At 40.4% G+C, this 16,847-nt stretch carries 13 protein-coding genes; 12 read left to right on the top strand and 1 reads right to left on the bottom strand.

Annotation, left to right across the window (positions count from 1 at the left end; genetic code table 11):
- The first annotated feature begins 12 nt into the window (after window positions 1–12).
- From F7D73_RS02150 to F7D73_RS02105, 11 genes are all read left to right on the top strand, one after another.
- Window positions 13–1,686 carry a hypothetical protein gene (locus tag F7D73_RS02150; protein ID WP_153122076.1) on the top strand — a complete coding sequence of 558 codons (1,674 nt, stop codon included), beginning with the start codon at window positions 13–15 and terminating at the stop codon, window positions 1,684–1,686.
- A gap of 20 nt (window positions 1,687–1,706) precedes the next feature.
- Window positions 1,707–5,576, top strand: a complete 3,870-nt coding sequence (locus F7D73_RS02145) for a hypothetical protein (RefSeq protein WP_153122075.1) — start codon at window positions 1,707–1,709, stop codon at window positions 5,574–5,576.
- Between the two features lie 82 nt (window positions 5,577–5,658).
- Window positions 5,659–7,572, top strand: a complete 1,914-nt coding sequence (locus F7D73_RS02140) for a hypothetical protein (RefSeq protein ID WP_153122074.1) — start codon at window positions 5,659–5,661, stop codon at window positions 7,570–7,572.
- A 23-nt stretch (window positions 7,573–7,595) separates the two neighbouring features.
- Window positions 7,596–8,243: a TerD family protein gene (locus tag F7D73_RS02135; protein WP_153122073.1), complete on the top strand. Its 648-nt coding sequence runs from the start codon at window positions 7,596–7,598 to the stop codon at window positions 8,241–8,243.
- Between the two features lie 23 nt (window positions 8,244–8,266).
- The gene (locus F7D73_RS02130; protein ID WP_006848411.1) at window positions 8,267–8,872 is read left to right on the top strand and encodes a TerD family protein; all 606 of its coding nucleotides are present in this window, start codon (window positions 8,267–8,269) and stop codon (window positions 8,870–8,872) included.
- Window positions 8,873–8,892: 20 nt separating this feature from the next.
- Complete coding sequence (locus F7D73_RS02125) at window positions 8,893–9,498, top strand: hypothetical protein (protein WP_153122072.1); 606 nt, start codon at window positions 8,893–8,895, stop codon at window positions 9,496–9,498.
- A gap of 18 nt (window positions 9,499–9,516) precedes the next feature.
- Window positions 9,517–9,990 carry a hypothetical protein gene (locus F7D73_RS02120; protein WP_194256816.1) on the top strand — a complete coding sequence of 158 codons (474 nt, stop codon included), beginning with the start codon at window positions 9,517–9,519 and terminating at the stop codon, window positions 9,988–9,990.
- Between the two features lies 1 nt (window position 9,991).
- A complete protein-coding gene (locus F7D73_RS02115; RefSeq protein WP_153122070.1) occupies window positions 9,992–12,841 on the top strand; it encodes a cation-translocating P-type ATPase in 2,850 nt (949 codons plus the stop codon).
- A gap of 80 nt (window positions 12,842–12,921) precedes the next feature.
- A complete protein-coding gene (locus tag F7D73_RS16005; protein ID WP_167639501.1) occupies window positions 12,922–13,086 on the top strand; it encodes a hypothetical protein in 165 nt (54 codons plus the stop codon).
- Between the two features lies 1 nt (window position 13,087).
- Window positions 13,088–13,636 carry a phosphatidylglycerophosphatase A family protein gene (locus F7D73_RS02110; protein WP_153122069.1) on the top strand — a complete coding sequence of 183 codons (549 nt, stop codon included), beginning with the start codon at window positions 13,088–13,090 and terminating at the stop codon, window positions 13,634–13,636.
- A complete protein-coding gene (locus F7D73_RS02105; protein WP_153122068.1) occupies window positions 13,617–14,441 on the top strand; it encodes an ADP-ribosylglycohydrolase family protein in 825 nt (274 codons plus the stop codon). The genes F7D73_RS02110 and F7D73_RS02105 overlap by 20 nt, the downstream gene beginning before the upstream one ends.
- Window positions 14,442–14,618: 177 nt before the next feature.
- Here F7D73_RS02105 and F7D73_RS02100 read toward each other — a convergent pair whose 3' ends face one another.
- Window positions 14,619–14,873: a hypothetical protein gene (locus F7D73_RS02100; RefSeq protein WP_153122067.1), complete on the bottom strand. Its 255-nt coding sequence runs from the start codon at window positions 14,871–14,873 to the stop codon at window positions 14,619–14,621.
- A gap of 334 nt (window positions 14,874–15,207) precedes the next feature.
- Between F7D73_RS02100 and F7D73_RS02095 the strand changes: the two genes are divergently transcribed.
- Window positions 15,208–16,770 (top strand): ATP-binding protein, encoded by a 1,563-nt coding sequence (locus F7D73_RS02095; protein ID WP_153122066.1) that lies wholly within the window; start codon window positions 15,208–15,210, stop codon window positions 16,768–16,770.
- The last annotated feature ends 77 nt before the right edge of the window (window positions 16,771–16,847 follow it).

Below are 16,847 nucleotides of genomic sequence, written 5' to 3'. Positions count from 1 at the left end.
GAGATTTCGATTATGAAAGATAATTTATTTGTTATAGCCATTGGTGGTACAGGGATGAGATGCTTGGAAGCATTTGTGCATCTCTGTGCAGTAGGTATGTTTGACAATGAAGAGATAAACATCCTTACCCTTGATACCGACCAAAGTAATGGCAATAAAGGTCGTGTGGAGCGATTGATAGAGTTATATAACAAGGTGAAGACTGATAATCCAGATTCTCCTGGTGGAAGTCCGAACTCCAATACTTTCTTCTCTTCCAAACTGAACCTTTATCGTTTCTATACAGATTATTCTATGGCAACCCGTAGTACTTATTCTAAATTGAGTGCTACACAGGGCGTAGGACAGGACATGGAAGAAGATGACCATGATTTGGCAGACTTGTTCTTGGAGCATGATACGGTGCAAAGCTTTAATCTGGTGCATGGCTATCGTGCGCAAACACATTTGGGTTCAATGCTGATGTACCATGGCATTGTGGAGGCAGCTTGTCATTATGTGGCAAACAAAGCTAAGGCGACGGAACCTGAGCTACAGTTGGCTGATTTTCTGACAGAATTGCAGAAGAGTGGAACAGGTGCTCGTGTCTTTGTGTTTGGTTCGGTATTTGGTGGAACTGGAGCATCTTCGATACCTGTGGTTCCAGAGGCTTTGAAAGAAGCAGGAAATATCATTTCCCAAAATACAATAGACTTCAATAAGGTGAAGTTTGGTGCCACTTTGCTTACGGAATATTTCAGTTTCCAATCTCCTTCGGATGCGCAACGTAAGCAAGAAAAGTTGATTGCTTCATCCGATTATTTTGCCATCAACTCACAAGCGGCTTTGCAGTTCTATCAGAACGACAAGACCGTGAAGGAGCGTTATAAGCGCCTCTATCATGTAGGTTGGCCAGCAAAAGATCTCAATGTGTCTGATAGTAATGGTGGTAATACTATTACTGGCGGTGCAGAACAGAAAAATGCTTGTCACGTGGTGGAATTGATGAGTGCTTGTGCTGCGTATGATTTCTTTACTATTGATGAGCAGAACTTACAGAATACATCTGCTCAATACCTATATCGTTCGGTAGAGTTGGATGATGCAAAGAACTTAACTTTCCGTGGTACGGATTTCGTAAGTCAATCCAAGGCCTCTGAGTTTATGCAAAAGTTGGGCTCGTTCTTGACGTTGGCGCATATCGTTCTATCTAAGCATGGTGGTGCTTTGTTGCAGAACAATGTGGAAGATAAAACGAGGGGTACTCGTGGCTTTATCGCTCGACTTGCGGAACAGGAAATTCCTGACTACAATGATATGAAAAAGGAACAGTCTAAGGAAATTGATGACTACATGAAGGAATTTGCTTATAGCACCGAGAATGGAACTATAAAGCGTGGATGGATTTATCAGGTATATAATTCTGTTCGTTTGGCAGGTGTAAGTCGTTTCTTGTTCCCTTCGAAAGTTTTTGAGGAAAATGTGATGTCTCTTGCTGCAATGGATCCATGTAAGGAGATTCAGGAAGAAAAGAAATCGGGCTTGTTTAAGACTGATAAGCGTACCGATTATGATGACTTCATCAAGAATCTTCCTAAGTGCCGTCCTGTAGATGAAAAGCAAAATGTAAGCACGATGAAGGAACGTTTCTTGGCACACATGTTTAATGCCATTAATATTACAATCCCTTTTAGTGCCAAATTATAAAAGTTTAAAAGATAAATCTTATGCCAGATATTAAAGCATTAGTAATCAATGTCAAATCTCGTAGCCAACAGCAAGGTGCTGCTGGCCAGTGGCAGGATTTGACCTCAAGCATACAGGCTTTTACACGAGATATAGAGACTCCATCCATTCAAGATGGGGTGGATGTTAGTGCTATCGTTTCGGGTGTGCCAACGGTCTTTGCTCGTGCCGACCTTTTCAATCATGCGCTTAATGAAATACAGACCATCCGCAAGGATGCTTCTGTAGGTCTTAACCAATATTATGTTAATCTTGTAGATGAATGGCGTGGTCTTATTGCTTGTATCGCCTTGAATAATACGGCAATAGAGATACGTCGTATCAACCTTGCCTATAGTGATGGCAAGGACATGAAAACTACGGAAAACATGTATGAGCCAAAAGGTGCTTTTGGCAACATGTTGATGAATGATCGTAGTCTTTGGACTGAGCAAGGTAAGGCTAAGAATGACCAAGTGCAGCCTTTCCTATACCTTATTAAATATAATAAGCAAGTGGTGGGTGCTACTTCGCCTCGCTCTCTGTTCTTTACTTCTGTGTCTTATGACATAGATAAGAATGCTGCGTTTGTTGACCCTACAACTCACCGTTTTACTGACCCTTTGCATAGTACGATTTCGGACGAACAGTTGCTCAACTTGTTTGCTTATGTAGATAAGTTGTTGCCTCGTATCAAGCAGTTGGAAGACTACTATAAGCAGGCTGGACTCACATACGAAGGAATCAAGGGCGAGTTGGGTACTTGGCGAAATGAGATTTTGAAACTTATACGTGACCGTAAGCTTGATGAGAATAAAGCAAGTTCCCTTCCTGTGCAAGGTTTTGGTTTGCCTTTTGGATTTCTCAATTACACTGAGGAACTTTATGGTTATAATGGTAATATAACCACGGCTCCTGATGCCGATGGTGTGTCAAAGGCATTCAAGCCAGAGGAACTTTTGTTGCCTAAAAATTCCAAGTTGCTTAGAGTTTGGCTCCCACGTGAGTATGAAAAAGGAGAAAAGGATATAGCGTCATTGCCTATCTTTTTGTTGAGGGCTCATAAGACAGGTAGCACGGATTATGCCTTCTTTGCCATTCCTTTGAGCCAAAAGGGATTGGTGGTGTTTGGCCGTAATGTGAGCACCTTGTTGGGTTATGCGCAAGTAGGCGTTAGTATCAATTCTCACATGGATGCTGAGTTTGATGAGGAAAAGTCTAATCTTTCAGTGCGATTGACCATTTCTGTAACCGATGAAAATGGCGACCGCAAGGAGAAGACAATTCCTATAGAGTACAAGATTAGTGGCATTTTTAAGAGAAACAAAGATGTCGTGCTGTGGCCTAATTTTATATCCGATAAGTGGAATCGTTATTTCTTGTATTCGGAGATGCCACATAATGCTCGTCAAGAGGACTGCCAATACAGTGCAATTCCTTTTGTTGGTGATGAAAAGCAAGATAATGAGATTATTACCGATTATGATGGTAATATACAATATCTTGCGGATAAAGGTGTCGTTTTAGGTGATGCCAAACTGTTGGTGACCAGTGATAGTCGTACTGCGACTCGCAAATATAAATATGAGATATTTGAGAGCAAGCATCCTTTCAGAGGTGTGCGCTTTACTCATATCACTGGTTGTGATAGTGGCTTTGTCTTGATACATTATAGCAGTACCTTGAATGCGAACGATGGCTTGCCAAAGGATATGCTTGATGTTAATCGAACATTGAGTGATGTTACCGTTGGTGTGGACTTTGGAAGTACTAATACTTCTGTAGCTTATCATGATGGGCAGATGCAATATGCAGAAGGCATACAGTTTACAGGACAGCGAGTTTCACTCTTTAAAGATTTGGGAGCTAATGCCAACCAAGCTCCAGCAGAGCGAAACGTACTCTTCTTCCAAAACGAAGAGTTGTATTCTAATGCCATTAAGAGTATTCTGGCTATCCATGATGACCAACGTTTGCCAAAGAATGAGATGGATGGTATCAATACCTTGCGCAGTGAGGCTGTGCAAGGAGGATTCCCATGCTTCTGTCGCCATTTGCCTGTAGACAATGTTACGGATGACACGATGACACTTGGTTTCCGAGAAGGTCAGAATATAGTGCAACTCATCCACAATATGAAGTGGAGCGATAGAGAGGAGGACAAGGCGCATAAGCAGGCATTCTTGTCTTCTCTGTTGTTGCATGTCTATGCGGAGTTGTTTGTCAAGGGATTTGTACCAAAGGTTCTTAGGTGGTCATATCCTTCGGCGATGGGCTATAATTTGATGTTGCAATATAATCAGATTTGGCAATCTTTGGAGCACGTTTCTCCTGTTGTTGATGCACAGGAAACTCCTGTTTCTTTGTCAGTTTCAACGGTTCCTGGTTTGAACATTAAGATGGGAGTAAGTGGATTTGGCATAAATGAAGGTACTTCAAACACAATGTCAAACGATGGTTTTGATAGTGATAATCCATTTGGGGCAGGAGATCCGTTTGGCGGTGATCCTTTTGGTTCTATGGATGCCTTGGAATCTTCACAGGACGAAACGAATTCTTTCTCAAATTCTGCAAGTGCGTTTGATGATAGTGATAATCCTTTTGATTCATCCTCGGCTAAGCAAACGAGAAAAGAGCAGAAACCACTTGTTCCTCATCGTGAGCCATTCAAGTTTGAGTTCAAGGATATTGACACTAGTAAAGCTATGACGGAAGCTTGCGCTGTGGCTAACTTCCTATCATACAACATCAATAGTACCAATGAGCTAACTTTCTGTTTTGATGTTGGTGGAAGCACGACGGATATATCGGTTATTTGCAAGGACAATGAGGCAAGTAAAATGCTGAAACAGAACTCCATTCGTTTTGCAGCCCAGAGAATATCTGCGGCAACGAAATCTATGGAGTCGCAGTTTGAGAAGGCTTTGACAAATGTCTGCCATCGCAACAACTTGAAATTGCTTGGATTTAATGATGGACCGAAACTCTATTCTGCAGCGACAGCTCCATATTATTTCGAGCAAGTGGTTGACCAATTGGATACAAAGCAACTTACGGAGTTCTATCAGATTCTATCAACAGAATGCCGTCCTTTGTTCTGTGTGGATATGTATGTAACAGGTCTTATTACCTACTATGCAGGACAGTTGGCTATAAAGTTGATAAAGGAAGCTCGTCAGTCAGACGAATTGTCTATGTTCAAGAATGATTGGAAACCCAAAGTGAAGATTATTTTTGCAGGTAAGGGCTCTCGTATCTTCGAGTGGTTATATACCATTAATAAGAATGTAGCGCAGAAATACTATATGGAGATGTTCTGTATGGGTATGGGTGGTGTGGAAACCGTCAAGTCAAATCTCGGTGGTTGGCCAAATATAGACATTCAGACGAAACAAGCAAATGATGTCAAGTTTGAGGTATCTAAGGGATTGGCAAAGACCATTGCAAGTCCATTGCAAATCTCGGATAAGGTTATCGAGATTGTAGGAGAAAATGGCTTCACTCTTTATAATAGTAGTACAGGCAAGGAAGAAGAGTTGACCTTTGCGGATAGTCTGTCTTCAGACTTTATGGAGAGTATAGGTGTTTGTTTCAAATCACCAGAAGCCTTGGATAAGAACAAGATGTGTTTCTACAATTTCTCTGGTATCTTCTATAAGTATGTGAATGGTCTTTTCGGAAAGGATATGGTGGATTTGTCCAAGATGATGAATGGCATCATGTCGATGGCGAATATCAATACTTATATCCAGAATCTTCCAGAAGTGCAGAAAGCTCGTCGTCAAGCAAAGTTTGACTATGTGGCTCCTATCATCATTCTCGAAGGTATGAAATTCTATGATGAGTTCTTGATGGACATATTTAAGAGTTGAAAACAGATAAAAACTGAAGAAAGTGAATTATTGCATATTGGTAACTATATCTCGTAATGGTATCTCCTTCCGCTATAACCGCATGGATGGCGACAATCGCTTTGTCGATTTTATGCAGGATGGCGGAGGCGAGATGCCTTTTGCCATAGAATGTGTAGGCAATGAGTTTGTGATAGGCAAGAGTGCATTGGAATCTGCAACCCAAAAACTTGCACCCAATGCTTTTGCTAACATTTTCGATACTTGCAAGGAAATGAGGACTTTCCGTTTTGCAGGTCGTGATGAGCAACTCAATAAATTGCCATTCTATGCCATCAAGCATTATATCAATAAAATCTTGCAAAACTGTTTTTATGGAGTGGTTGGGAATATAGATAGTAATGTGTCTAAGTTGCCGTTGGTGTTCCTTTTTGCTCCAGAACTGGATACGGATAAAAAACTCTTTATCAGTAGTCCATTTGAAAAAGGGGGCTTTCAGAATATGTGCTCAATAAGTTACCATCAGCTCTTGTTGCCAGTAGTCATGGGAACTATTCCTGAAAAACAAAGGGCAAAGGTTGCTATTATGGTTTCGGTAGATAAGAATGACTTGCTTTTGCAATTTTATGATGCTGAAACGAAGGAATCGCTGATGGATTCCATTAGAATAGAAGGGCAAGGAAGCGACCCAAGATTGAAACAGGCAAAGGATTTGATTTGGGCAGGACTTTATAGTTATAACTATCAGCCTCGTGAGCCGGAGGAAGATATATTGCGAGAAGCAGCATTGCGATTTCTCAATAGTAATGTGAGGATGGTTAATGAAGAATTGTGTATGAGCGATGGCTCAATGCAAGATTATTGTCTGTCTCGTGATGACTTGGATATGTCTGCTATAGGTGAGGCTACTAGATTGGTTTCTCATCATTTGAATGAGGCGTTGAATCATAATGGCTTGAATGTAAGTCAATGCCAAGTTATTTTGGTGGGAAAAGCTGCTACAGACTATTTTGAGAATATCTTTGGTCAGATGCCATTGGCTTATCCTGCTAAAAAGGTAACAGATAAAGAGAAGAACTTGATGCTAGACCGATTGCTCGGTTTGGTGAGAAAGGCAGATTATCAGGTAAGTAATTTGTTTGCTTCGACTCCTAAGGATATACCTGTAGATTCAAAAGCAACTACTGTAGATTCAGAATTACCTGTGGAAGATGTGCCAGTTCCAACTTCGGCTGACAAAAGAAAGGTTCGTGTTATGAAGGCTGATATAAACGCAAAACTTCGTGTAGATGACATGAAGGGTGCTTATGCAGTTTATGATCAACTGAAAGGATGGATCGCTCAAAAAGGCTTTATAGAATGGGATGAGGAACTGAGTCGGTTGGCAGAAACGATGGGTGGCCTGAAAAGGAATGAGAAAAAGACTTCTGAAAGGAAAGAAAAGATAACTTCTGTTCCCCAGTCTGTTTCTGATTCTCCAAAGAAAGTTCCAGTCGTTGATATGAAAAAAATACGGCGAGAATTTCATAGAGAGACAGCTGACATAAAAGCTTTAGCTCGAACAGGTAGAAAGGATGATGCTAGAATAGCATTAGATAAATTGGAAGCACGGTTGCATCGTGATGACATCCATGAGTTTGATACAGCTTTGGCAGACATAAGAAAGGAATATTGCTTGGAAAAAGATGTCGCAAAGAGAAAAGAGGTTGAACCTGTTAAAAAGAAAATGTCGGAAGCAGAGAAGCTACTACAAAAGGGATTATTTGCAGAAGCAAAGCGTAAATTTGCATCAGAGGAAGGTAATTCTGAGATGGCGCAGGCTTGTTCTAAATTGATAAGAGCAAAGCGCAATATTGCATCGTATGTTAGTGGAATCGATTCCGTTCGTCGTAGTCGTAATATGACAAGTAAGCAGAATGCTATCCGAGAGTTGGAAAATGGTATGGCTCTTTATCGTCAGTATGGCTTGTCCACGTTGGAGATAGAGCAATTAATAGAACAATATCAAACAATATAATTAACAATTAAAATCGTAAGATTATGGCTAGATTTCAAATTGAGAAAGGTGAGCGCTTTGCGCTTGACAAGAGTGAGGGATTAGAGAAGGTACAGATTGACCTTAACTGGAAGTCTGGCGCAGACTTGGATGCGTCTGCTTTCCTTGTTGGTGCCGATGGCATGATAATGGATGATGCCGACTTCGTTTTCTACAACTCTAATCGTCGTGCTAACCCTGAGACTGGTGAGGTAGAGCCTTTTAACAAGGCTGTTCATGGCAATAAAGTTCATTGGCGTACTGCTACAGTTCCTGTTTCTGCAGATGGTTCTGTCCTTGGCTCTCCAGATGACCTTGGCGATGATGAGGAAGGTGATGAGGCTGGTGAGACTATGCACGTGGATCTTTCTAAGGTGAGTCCAAAAGTTCAAGAAATCATCTTTTGTGTTACAATCTATCATGGGGACAAAGATGGAGTGACCTTTGGGGCAGTTCGTGAACCTTCTATTACCATTTCTAATGAGGAGACTGGTGAGGAGCTTTGTAAGTATAATCTTAAGGAAAATTTCTCCACAGAGACTGCAGTTGAAGCAGCTAAGCTAGTTTGTAATGATGAGGGTGAATGGGAATTTGAAGCCGTAGGTGAAGGCCACGATGGTGGCATGCAGACTCTCATTGATATTTATGCATAATAAATTTTCAAACGATTACGACTATGGGAAGATTTAATTTGTCAAAAGGAGAACGTTTTAAAATAGCCAAATCGGAAGGGTTGAGTAAAATCAAGGTGGTATTGGATTGGAATTCCGATGCCGACCTTGATGCTTCAACTTTTCTTTGTGGCGATGAGGGCGTGATACTTGATGATGCCGGCTTCGTGTTCTATAATTCAGAGAATCGAGAGCAACCATTTGACCGTGCGGTGTTTGGTAACAAGCGTAAGTGGATGGCTGAAACACGTCCAATGTCAAGTGATGGAGCAGTTCTAGGTTCTCTTGATGATCGTAATGGCGGTTCGGGGGAACAGATTGATGTGGATTTGGACAAAGTTGATCCAAATGTTTGTGAAATTGTCTTTGTTGTGTCAATACATGATGAAGGAATGACTTTTGGCGATGTTAAAGATGCTTTTATCAGTGTAGTTAATGCAGTGAACGATGAAGAGCTTTGCAGATACGAGCTAAATGAGGCTTTCACTGAAGAAACAGCATTGTCTGTTGCCAAACTTGTTGTAAATGAGGATGGTGATTGGGAGTTTGAAGCTGTTGGTGTTGGTCATGTTGGTGGCTTGGAAACTCTCATTGACATCTATGCTAGTTAATGAATTAAAAAGTTGTAGTTATGGCTGATAATAAAAAGCAAAGAAAATCGACACGTTCCTTTAATATGGAAAAACATGTTGAGCGACACTTCGATATAGAAAAGGAGCAAGTTCCTGTATTGGATACTCCTCAAAATAAAACTATAGATGTGCAAACGCAAGAAACAGATGGTGGCAATAATGGAAATGGTAGCAAGAACAAGATACTTGCTATTATTGCTGTTATAGTTTTGATTGTTGTTGCTTTTGTTGCTTACAGAAGTTGTGGAACAAATGAATCAAAGGTAGATGAGCTTACTAACACGATAGTTTCTGATTCTACAGAAAAAGAAAAAGCTGATACAACCTCAAATGAAGAGAAATCTGCAAGTCCTATAAGTGAGCAATCACAATCAACATCAAGTGAGGTAAGTTCAGAAACTGGAACAAACGCAGAATCAGATAATACATCTGCAGTACCAACTACCAAAAGTGAATCATCAGGAAAAAGTATAGAAGAAAAAGCTATGCAAGTTTGGGATGGTGTTTATGGCAATGGAACTGAAAGAAAGTCAAAATTGGGTTCTGATTATAAGGCTGTTCAGAAACGTGTGAATGAAATGTATCGTAACGGATACAGACATTAATATTTATAGTTTGGACAGATGGGTGGGTACTACTCTTTCTGTCCAAATTGTTTTTTATATACTATAAGAGTTTCAGAATTATGGAACAAAAACATCATTTTACAGATCGAAATTATTGTTAATGATGGCTCTATAAAATATGAAAATGAATTTGAGCAGAATAATATGAAGGTTAAAGATAGAATATACAAACTTTACACAGAAAAACCTGGTTTTTATAATCATCTAATAGAACAAACAGGTTATGGTGACTTGATAGATTTTCATGGCATGTGTATTGAGAATGTTCCCTTATGTTGGAAGGGACCAGATTATGATGGATGGTTAGATGAAACTTGGTTCTTGTTGGAAGGCTTTTGTATAGAAAATGACATTTTGTATGCTCAAGTCTCAAATTATCATTCTGGACCACCTGATTTTGAATGGCTGGATATAGAATGTGTGCCAAATGGTATTTTGGAATACGTATTGAAATTATTCAAAGAAAAATAATATGGAACAAAAACATCATTACACAGGCTTGACCGATGCCCAAGTGCTCGAAAGCCGTAGTAAACATGGTGCCAATATCTTGACACCACCAGAGAAAGAACCTTTATGGAAACAATTCCTAGAGAAGTTTGGCGACCCTCTGATTATCATTTTGCTGATAGCCGGAGTGTTGTCTATCGGCATTTCTTGCTATGAGTTCTGGGGATTGCATGAAGGTGCAGAGACATTCTTTGAGCCAGTTGGTATTTTTGTGGCTATCTTGCTTGCCACTGGTATCGCCTTTATCTTTGAGTTAAAGGCTGATAAGCAGTTCTCTGTCCTCAACCAAGTTAATGACGACGAAATGGTAGAGGTAATCCGAAATGGAAACACAACTTCTATCAAGAAGAAAGATGTCGTTGTTGGTGATATTGTCGTATTGAATACAGGTGAGGAGATTCCTGCTGACGGAGAACTTTTAGAGGCGGTTACCTTGAATGTTGATGAGTCTTCTTTGACTGGTGAGCCTATTTGCCATAAAACAATTCATGAACAGGAGTTTGATAAGGATGCAACATTCCCTTCTAACCATGTGATGCGTGGTACAAAGGTGATGGAAGGTCATGGTATTTTCAAAGTTTTGGCAGTTGGCGACAAAACGGAAAATGGTAAAGTCTTTGAGGCTGCACAGATAGATGATAGTGTTCGCACACCATTAAATGAACAGTTGGATGGATTGGCAGACTTGATAACCAAGTTGAGTTATATTTTCGCTGCGCTTATTATCGTTCTCAAACTGATGGTGTTCTTCGGTTGGAGTCCTATTGTTTTGACATTGGCGGTTCCTACAGGCATCTTCTTCTGGATGGTTATAAAAAAGTTTGACGACTGGAGTTGGAAAGCTGTTGTTCCATCAATTATTGGCTATTTTGTGATATTGATGGGTATGGTAGTTTATTTCCATGATACTTTGATGCCGAGTGAGCAAATAGCTAAGTTGATTACATATACGTTGGATACCTTGATGATTGCAGTAACACTTGTGGTTGTTGCGGTACCAGAAGGTTTGCCAATGGCTGTTACTCTGAGCTTGGCTTATAGTATGACTAGAATGATGAAGACCAACAACTTGGTTCGTAAAATGCATGCTTGTGAGACGATGGGTGCTACGACTGTTATCTGTACCGATAAAACTGGTACTTTGACTCAGAATCAGATGCAAGTGCATGATACTAATTTCTATGGTCTATCAGCTCAGACGTTGGGTAATGATAAGGATAGTCTGTTGATTGAGGAAGGTATCGCTGTCAATTCTACTGCTTCTTTGGATTATTCAGATGTTGAGGCTGTAAAAGTATTGGGTAATCCTACGGAGGGCGCTTTGCTTCTTTGGCTCAAGAAGGCTGGCGTTGATTATCTGAATCTACGTGAGTCTGCTGAGGTTTTGGAGGAGTTGCCTTTCTCTACGGAGCGTAAGTATATGGCAACAATTGTTAAGTCTTCCTTGTTTGAAGGCAAGACAATTCTCTATGTCAAGGGTGCTCCTGAAATTGTAAGTGGTTTGTGCAAGAACATCGAGAACAATGTTTCTAAAACTGATATTGAGAATCAGTTGGTTGAATATCAGAACCAAGCTATGCGTACCCTCGGCTTCGCTTATCAAATAATTAGTAGTAAGGCTGACGTATTCAAGGATGGTAAGGTTGTGGCTGATAATTTAACCTTTATGGGTGTTGTGGCTATCAGCGACCCTGTTCGTCTGGATGTTCCTGCAGCCGTTGCAGAATGTATGAATGCCGGTATCAATGTGAAGATTGTTACTGGTGATACTCCTGGTACAGCTAAGGAAATCGGTCGTCAAATTGGTCTGTGGACAGCAAAGGATGGTGATAAGAATATTATTACTGGTCCAGAGTTTGCTGCTCTTTCTGATGAAGAGTTGGATAAGAGAGTCTTGGATTTGAAGATAATCTCTCGTGCTCGTCCTATGGATAAGAAACGATTGGTTGAGGCTTTGCAAAGAAAGAACCAAGTCGTTGCTGTTACTGGTGACGGAACCAACGATGCCCCTGCTTTGAAGGCTGCTCATGTTGGTTTGTCTATGGGTGATGGTACTTCTGTAGCAAAGGAGGCATCTGATATTACCATTATCGATAACTCATTTAGTAGTATTGGTAAGGCGGTGATGTGGGGACGTTCACTCTATCAGAATATCCAACGTTTCTTACTCTTCCAGTTGACTGTGAATGTGGCTGCTTGCTTTATCGTTGTTTTTGGCGCATTTATGGGCGAGGAAAGTCCGCTTACTGTAACTCAGATGCTTTGGGTAAACTTGATTATGGATACTTTTGCTGCAATGGCATTGGCATCTTTGCCTCCATCAGAGAGCGTGATGAAAGATAAGCCAAGAGATAGAAATGCCTTTATCCTGAATAAGGCGATGTATCAGAACATCTTGGGCGTTGGCGGATTCTTCTTTGTGTTGCTGCTTGTATTACTTTATGTCTTTGAGCATTCGAATATTACGCAGTTAACAGATTTACTCAACGTTCAGTTAGGTGCATCTGATGGTCTTACTCCTTACGAGTTGACCTTATTCTTCACCATCTTCGTGATGACTCACTTCTTCTATCTCTTCTGTGCAAGAGCATTTGAGACAGGTAAGAGTGCGCTTCATTTCAAGGGATGCAAGGGCTTGTTGATTATTGCAACTATCATTTTAGCTGGTCAGATTGCTATGGTAGAGATTCCTGGTTTGCAGAATTTCTTCAATGTAACTGGTTTGAAGTTTGAGGATTGGGTAATCATCATCGTTGGTTCTTCACTTGTGCTTTGGATTCGTGAAATTTGGAGTTTGCTAAAGAAAATCTAAAATAAAATAGAAGGAGTTGCGTTATTCTTTAAGAAAGAAGGCGCAACTCTTTTTTATCAATTTCTAAAATTTATAAAGATATGTCTAAGTTTAAAATACCAGGGGTGTCATTCTCCTTAAATCGGGCTTTAGGTATCACACAAGCAAAACAAAAGTTTGCTCGTGAGACAGGTATTCCAACCTCAAAGGCAGGATTGGAAAGAAAAATTGGTAAGATGGTTCTGAAGGCATTGTTTGGAAAATAATATGAGTAATAACAATAATAAACAGTTAGGTGAAGCTCCTTGGCTTCATGTAATTATTTCCACAGGATTAGGCACAGGTTTTGTACCTAAAGCACCTGGTACTGCAGGTGCTTTTCTGGCTTTGCTCATTTGGATAGGTCTTTATTATGTCCTTTCTCCGATAGGGTTGATGGTGGCTACAATTTTATTGGTTGTTAGTTCTTTGTTGATTGGAGTCTGGACTGATAATGTGATGGAGAAATATTGGGGTGAAGACCCAAGGGCTGTCGTAATTGATGAGTTCTTTGGAACGTGGGTTGCTGCTTTAGCAGCTGTTTGTGTAGATGGTCCAGCTTATGTCTCAATATCCCTTGCTATAATAGGTTTTGTGTTGTTTCGAGTAATAGATATAACTAAACCGCTTGGTTGCAGATGGATAGACCGGAATATTCATGGTGGATGGGGCTGTATGCTTGACGATGCATTGGCTGGCTTCTATGCATTTATTGTAACATTAATAATCAGATATTTCCATCTAGTAGAATATATTCATGGGACATTCAACTTGTAAAATAGTACCTACAACTGGTATCATTGGAGCAATCGCTGGCGATTGCTTCGGGGCTGCGTATGAATTTCATCCAGTAAAGCATGGGGACTTCGATATATACAAAGAGCCTCGTTTTACGGATGATACGGTTATGACCTTGGCTGTAGCAAAATGGCTGACGATTGATCCTGAACATACTCATGAGAAGCTCGTGGAGTGCATGAAAGAATTGGGACGGAAGTATATGTTTGCCGGCTATGGGCAGAAGTTTTTACGGTGGATTATTAGTAGGAAAACGGAACCTTACAACAGCTATGGTAACGGTTCTGCCATGCGAGTAAGTCCATGTGGCTTTTATGCCAAATCATTGGATGAGGCTTTGCTACTTGCTAAGATTTCTGCAGAGGTGACTCATAACCATCCTGAGGGAATAAAGGGTGCGCAGGCTATTGCTGCTTGTATCTTCCTGGCTCGTCAAGGAAAAGACAAGAAGCAAATATGCGATTACGTTGAGGCTCATTTTGAAGGGTACAATCTTCACCGTACTCTTGCAGAAATACGTCCAGATTATGGATTTACGGATACTTGCCAGACAAGTGTTCCTGAATCTATCATCTCATATCTAGAAGCTGATAGTTATACTTCGGCTATCCGTAATGCCATCTCGCTTGGCGGTGATGCTGATACCATGGCGTGCATGGCTGGAGGAATAGCTGTTGCAACAAGAGGGATGGAAATACCAAAAGAACTGGCTTGTTGTGTATATAATAATGTGCTTGATGATAATCTTCGTCAGATACTTGATGAGTTTAACAGGGGCTATTAAGCAAGAATCCTGCTGGCAACACTGCCAGCAGGATTCACTTTCAAAAACCGAACCTAAAATTCTACTTTGTAATTTCTATCTATGCAATATCTATTGTAACCTGAATAAGTCTAATTACCTTTAAAAACTAAATCCTATTATATGAATAACGCTGCAAAATGAACTGTTCTTTATCTTTTACTCGGCAGTTGTCTGCTGCTCTGTAGCATTCTCTGTTGTAGCCTCAGTAGCATTCTCCTGCTTTGTAGAATCCTCAACACTTGCCTGTGGCTGGATAGAAGTACCTGTTGCCAATGTATCTGAAGGTGCTTCTGGAGCTACGGTATCAACTGGTGCTACCTCTGCGTTACCTACCATTCTGCTTGATGCAAAAACGTTGCTTACTGAAACCATTACCATAGCTGCGATAGCTGCAAACATAAACTTCTTCATAATCTTATCTTTTTTAAATTGTTACTATTTAATGTTACTTACTTACTTTCTTTGTGGATTCGTTGTCGAACCCGCTATTCATAGTCGCAATCTGCGTGCCAAATCGATGAGTAAAAATAATATGTCTTGATTATCAGGTGTTTATATTGAATATGCCAGAAATAGATGGTGTGGAAAATGAGGAAAGTATGTGGAAATATTCCCCAAAAAGTTGGGGAATGTAAGCATTGTTTTATTAGTAAGATAGCTCGTAACTATTGTTAATAATAAGAAAAACGCTTGCTTTCTGAAATATTATCTGTATCTTTGTACCTGAATTATTAAGAGTAAGATTATGGCTTCAAAGAGATATCCTTTGGGAATACAAACGTTCTCCGAAATCGTGAAGGGAAATTACTTCTATGCTGACAAGACGGCTATCGTCTATCAGTTGGCTCATTATGCCAAATTTCATTTTCTGAGTCGCCCACGTCGATTCGGAAAATCCTTGTTTGTATCTACTCTCAAGGCCTACTTTGAAGGTAAGAAAGAACTGTTCAAGGGACTTGCTATCGAACAGATGGAGAAGGAGTGGACGGCATATCCTGTCATCCACCTGGATCTGAGCTGTGGTAAGTATTATAGCTTGGAGAATACATATTCAATTCTAAACGGAATACTAGAAATAGAAGAGAAAAAATATGGTTTAAAAGTTAATCCAATAGATGAGAAGTCTTTTGGAGGTCGTCTTAAGAACATCTTGCTTGCTGCAGCTGCTCAGACAGGTAAGCAAGTTGTCGTTCTCATCGACGAATATGACGCACCTATGCATGATTCTGTCAGTGACGAAGACTTACAGAAGACCATCCGCAACATCATGCGAGATTTCTTCAGTCCATTGAAGCAGCAAGAGGGAAACATTCGCTTTGTATTCATCACAGGCATCTCTAAGTTTAGTCAGCTCAGCATCTTCAGCGAGTTGAATAATCTCAAGATTCTCACGTTGAAGGATGAATACAGTAGCTGTTGTGGTATAACCAAGAGTGAATTGACTCAGTATTTCCGTGAGGGTATCGAGGAGATGGCTGAGCATAATGGACTCACTTATGAGGAGACCTTGCAGCAACTCAAGCAGCATTATGATGGCTACCATTTCAGTATCAATAGCGAGGATATATTCAATCCTTACAGCATCATCAATGCTTTGGACGATAAGGAGTTTAATAGCTATTGGTTTACATCTGGAACGCCTACGTTCTTAATAGAACTGATGCAGCAGAAGAATTTGGATATGATGGACTTAAATGATATCTGGGCTAGAGCAAAACGCTTCGATGTTCCTACTGAGACTATTACTGACCCTGTGCCAGTCCTTTTCCAAAGTGGCTATCTTACGATTAAAGGATATGACAAGCTGTTGGGTATGTATTACCTCAGTTTTCCTAATCAAGAAGTTAGACAAGGCTTTTCGGAAAGCCTTTGCCAATATTATACCCCTTCAGAGGTAGGCGAACTTGATGCAATCGTATATGCTTATAAAAAGAATGTGCTCATCAATGACGATATGGGAGCCTTTATGCCTCACTTGAAGGCATTCTATGATAAGTTCCCATATACGATTATCAACAATAATGAGCGTCACTATCAAGCCGTGATGTTCACCATCTTCACCATGCTTGGCGAAGATGTGAAGGTGGAGCATACCACTTCGGATGGAAGAATAGACCTTGTGCTCAAGACGGATAAGAGTATCTTTATTTTTGAGTTGAAATATAAGAAGTCTGCTGATACCGCCATGACGCAAATCAGCGACAAGGACTATGCTAAGGCTTTTGCTGATGATGGACGGAAGGTAGTGAAAGTGGGTGTTAACTTCTCGGAAGACCAGCGAAGCATAGAGGATTGGGTGATAAAATAAATGACATCTTGAGGTTGATAAAACGCAAAAAATCCTGCCGGCATCGTTGCCAGCAGGATTTTTTTGTATCAGCAAAG

It is taken from the genome of Segatella copri (genome assembly GCF_009494395.1).
GTDB lineage: Bacteria > Bacteroidota > Bacteroidia > Bacteroidales > Bacteroidaceae > Prevotella.
Note: the sequence above shows the minus strand (reverse complement) of the source record. Positions and strands in the feature narration are given on the sequence as shown.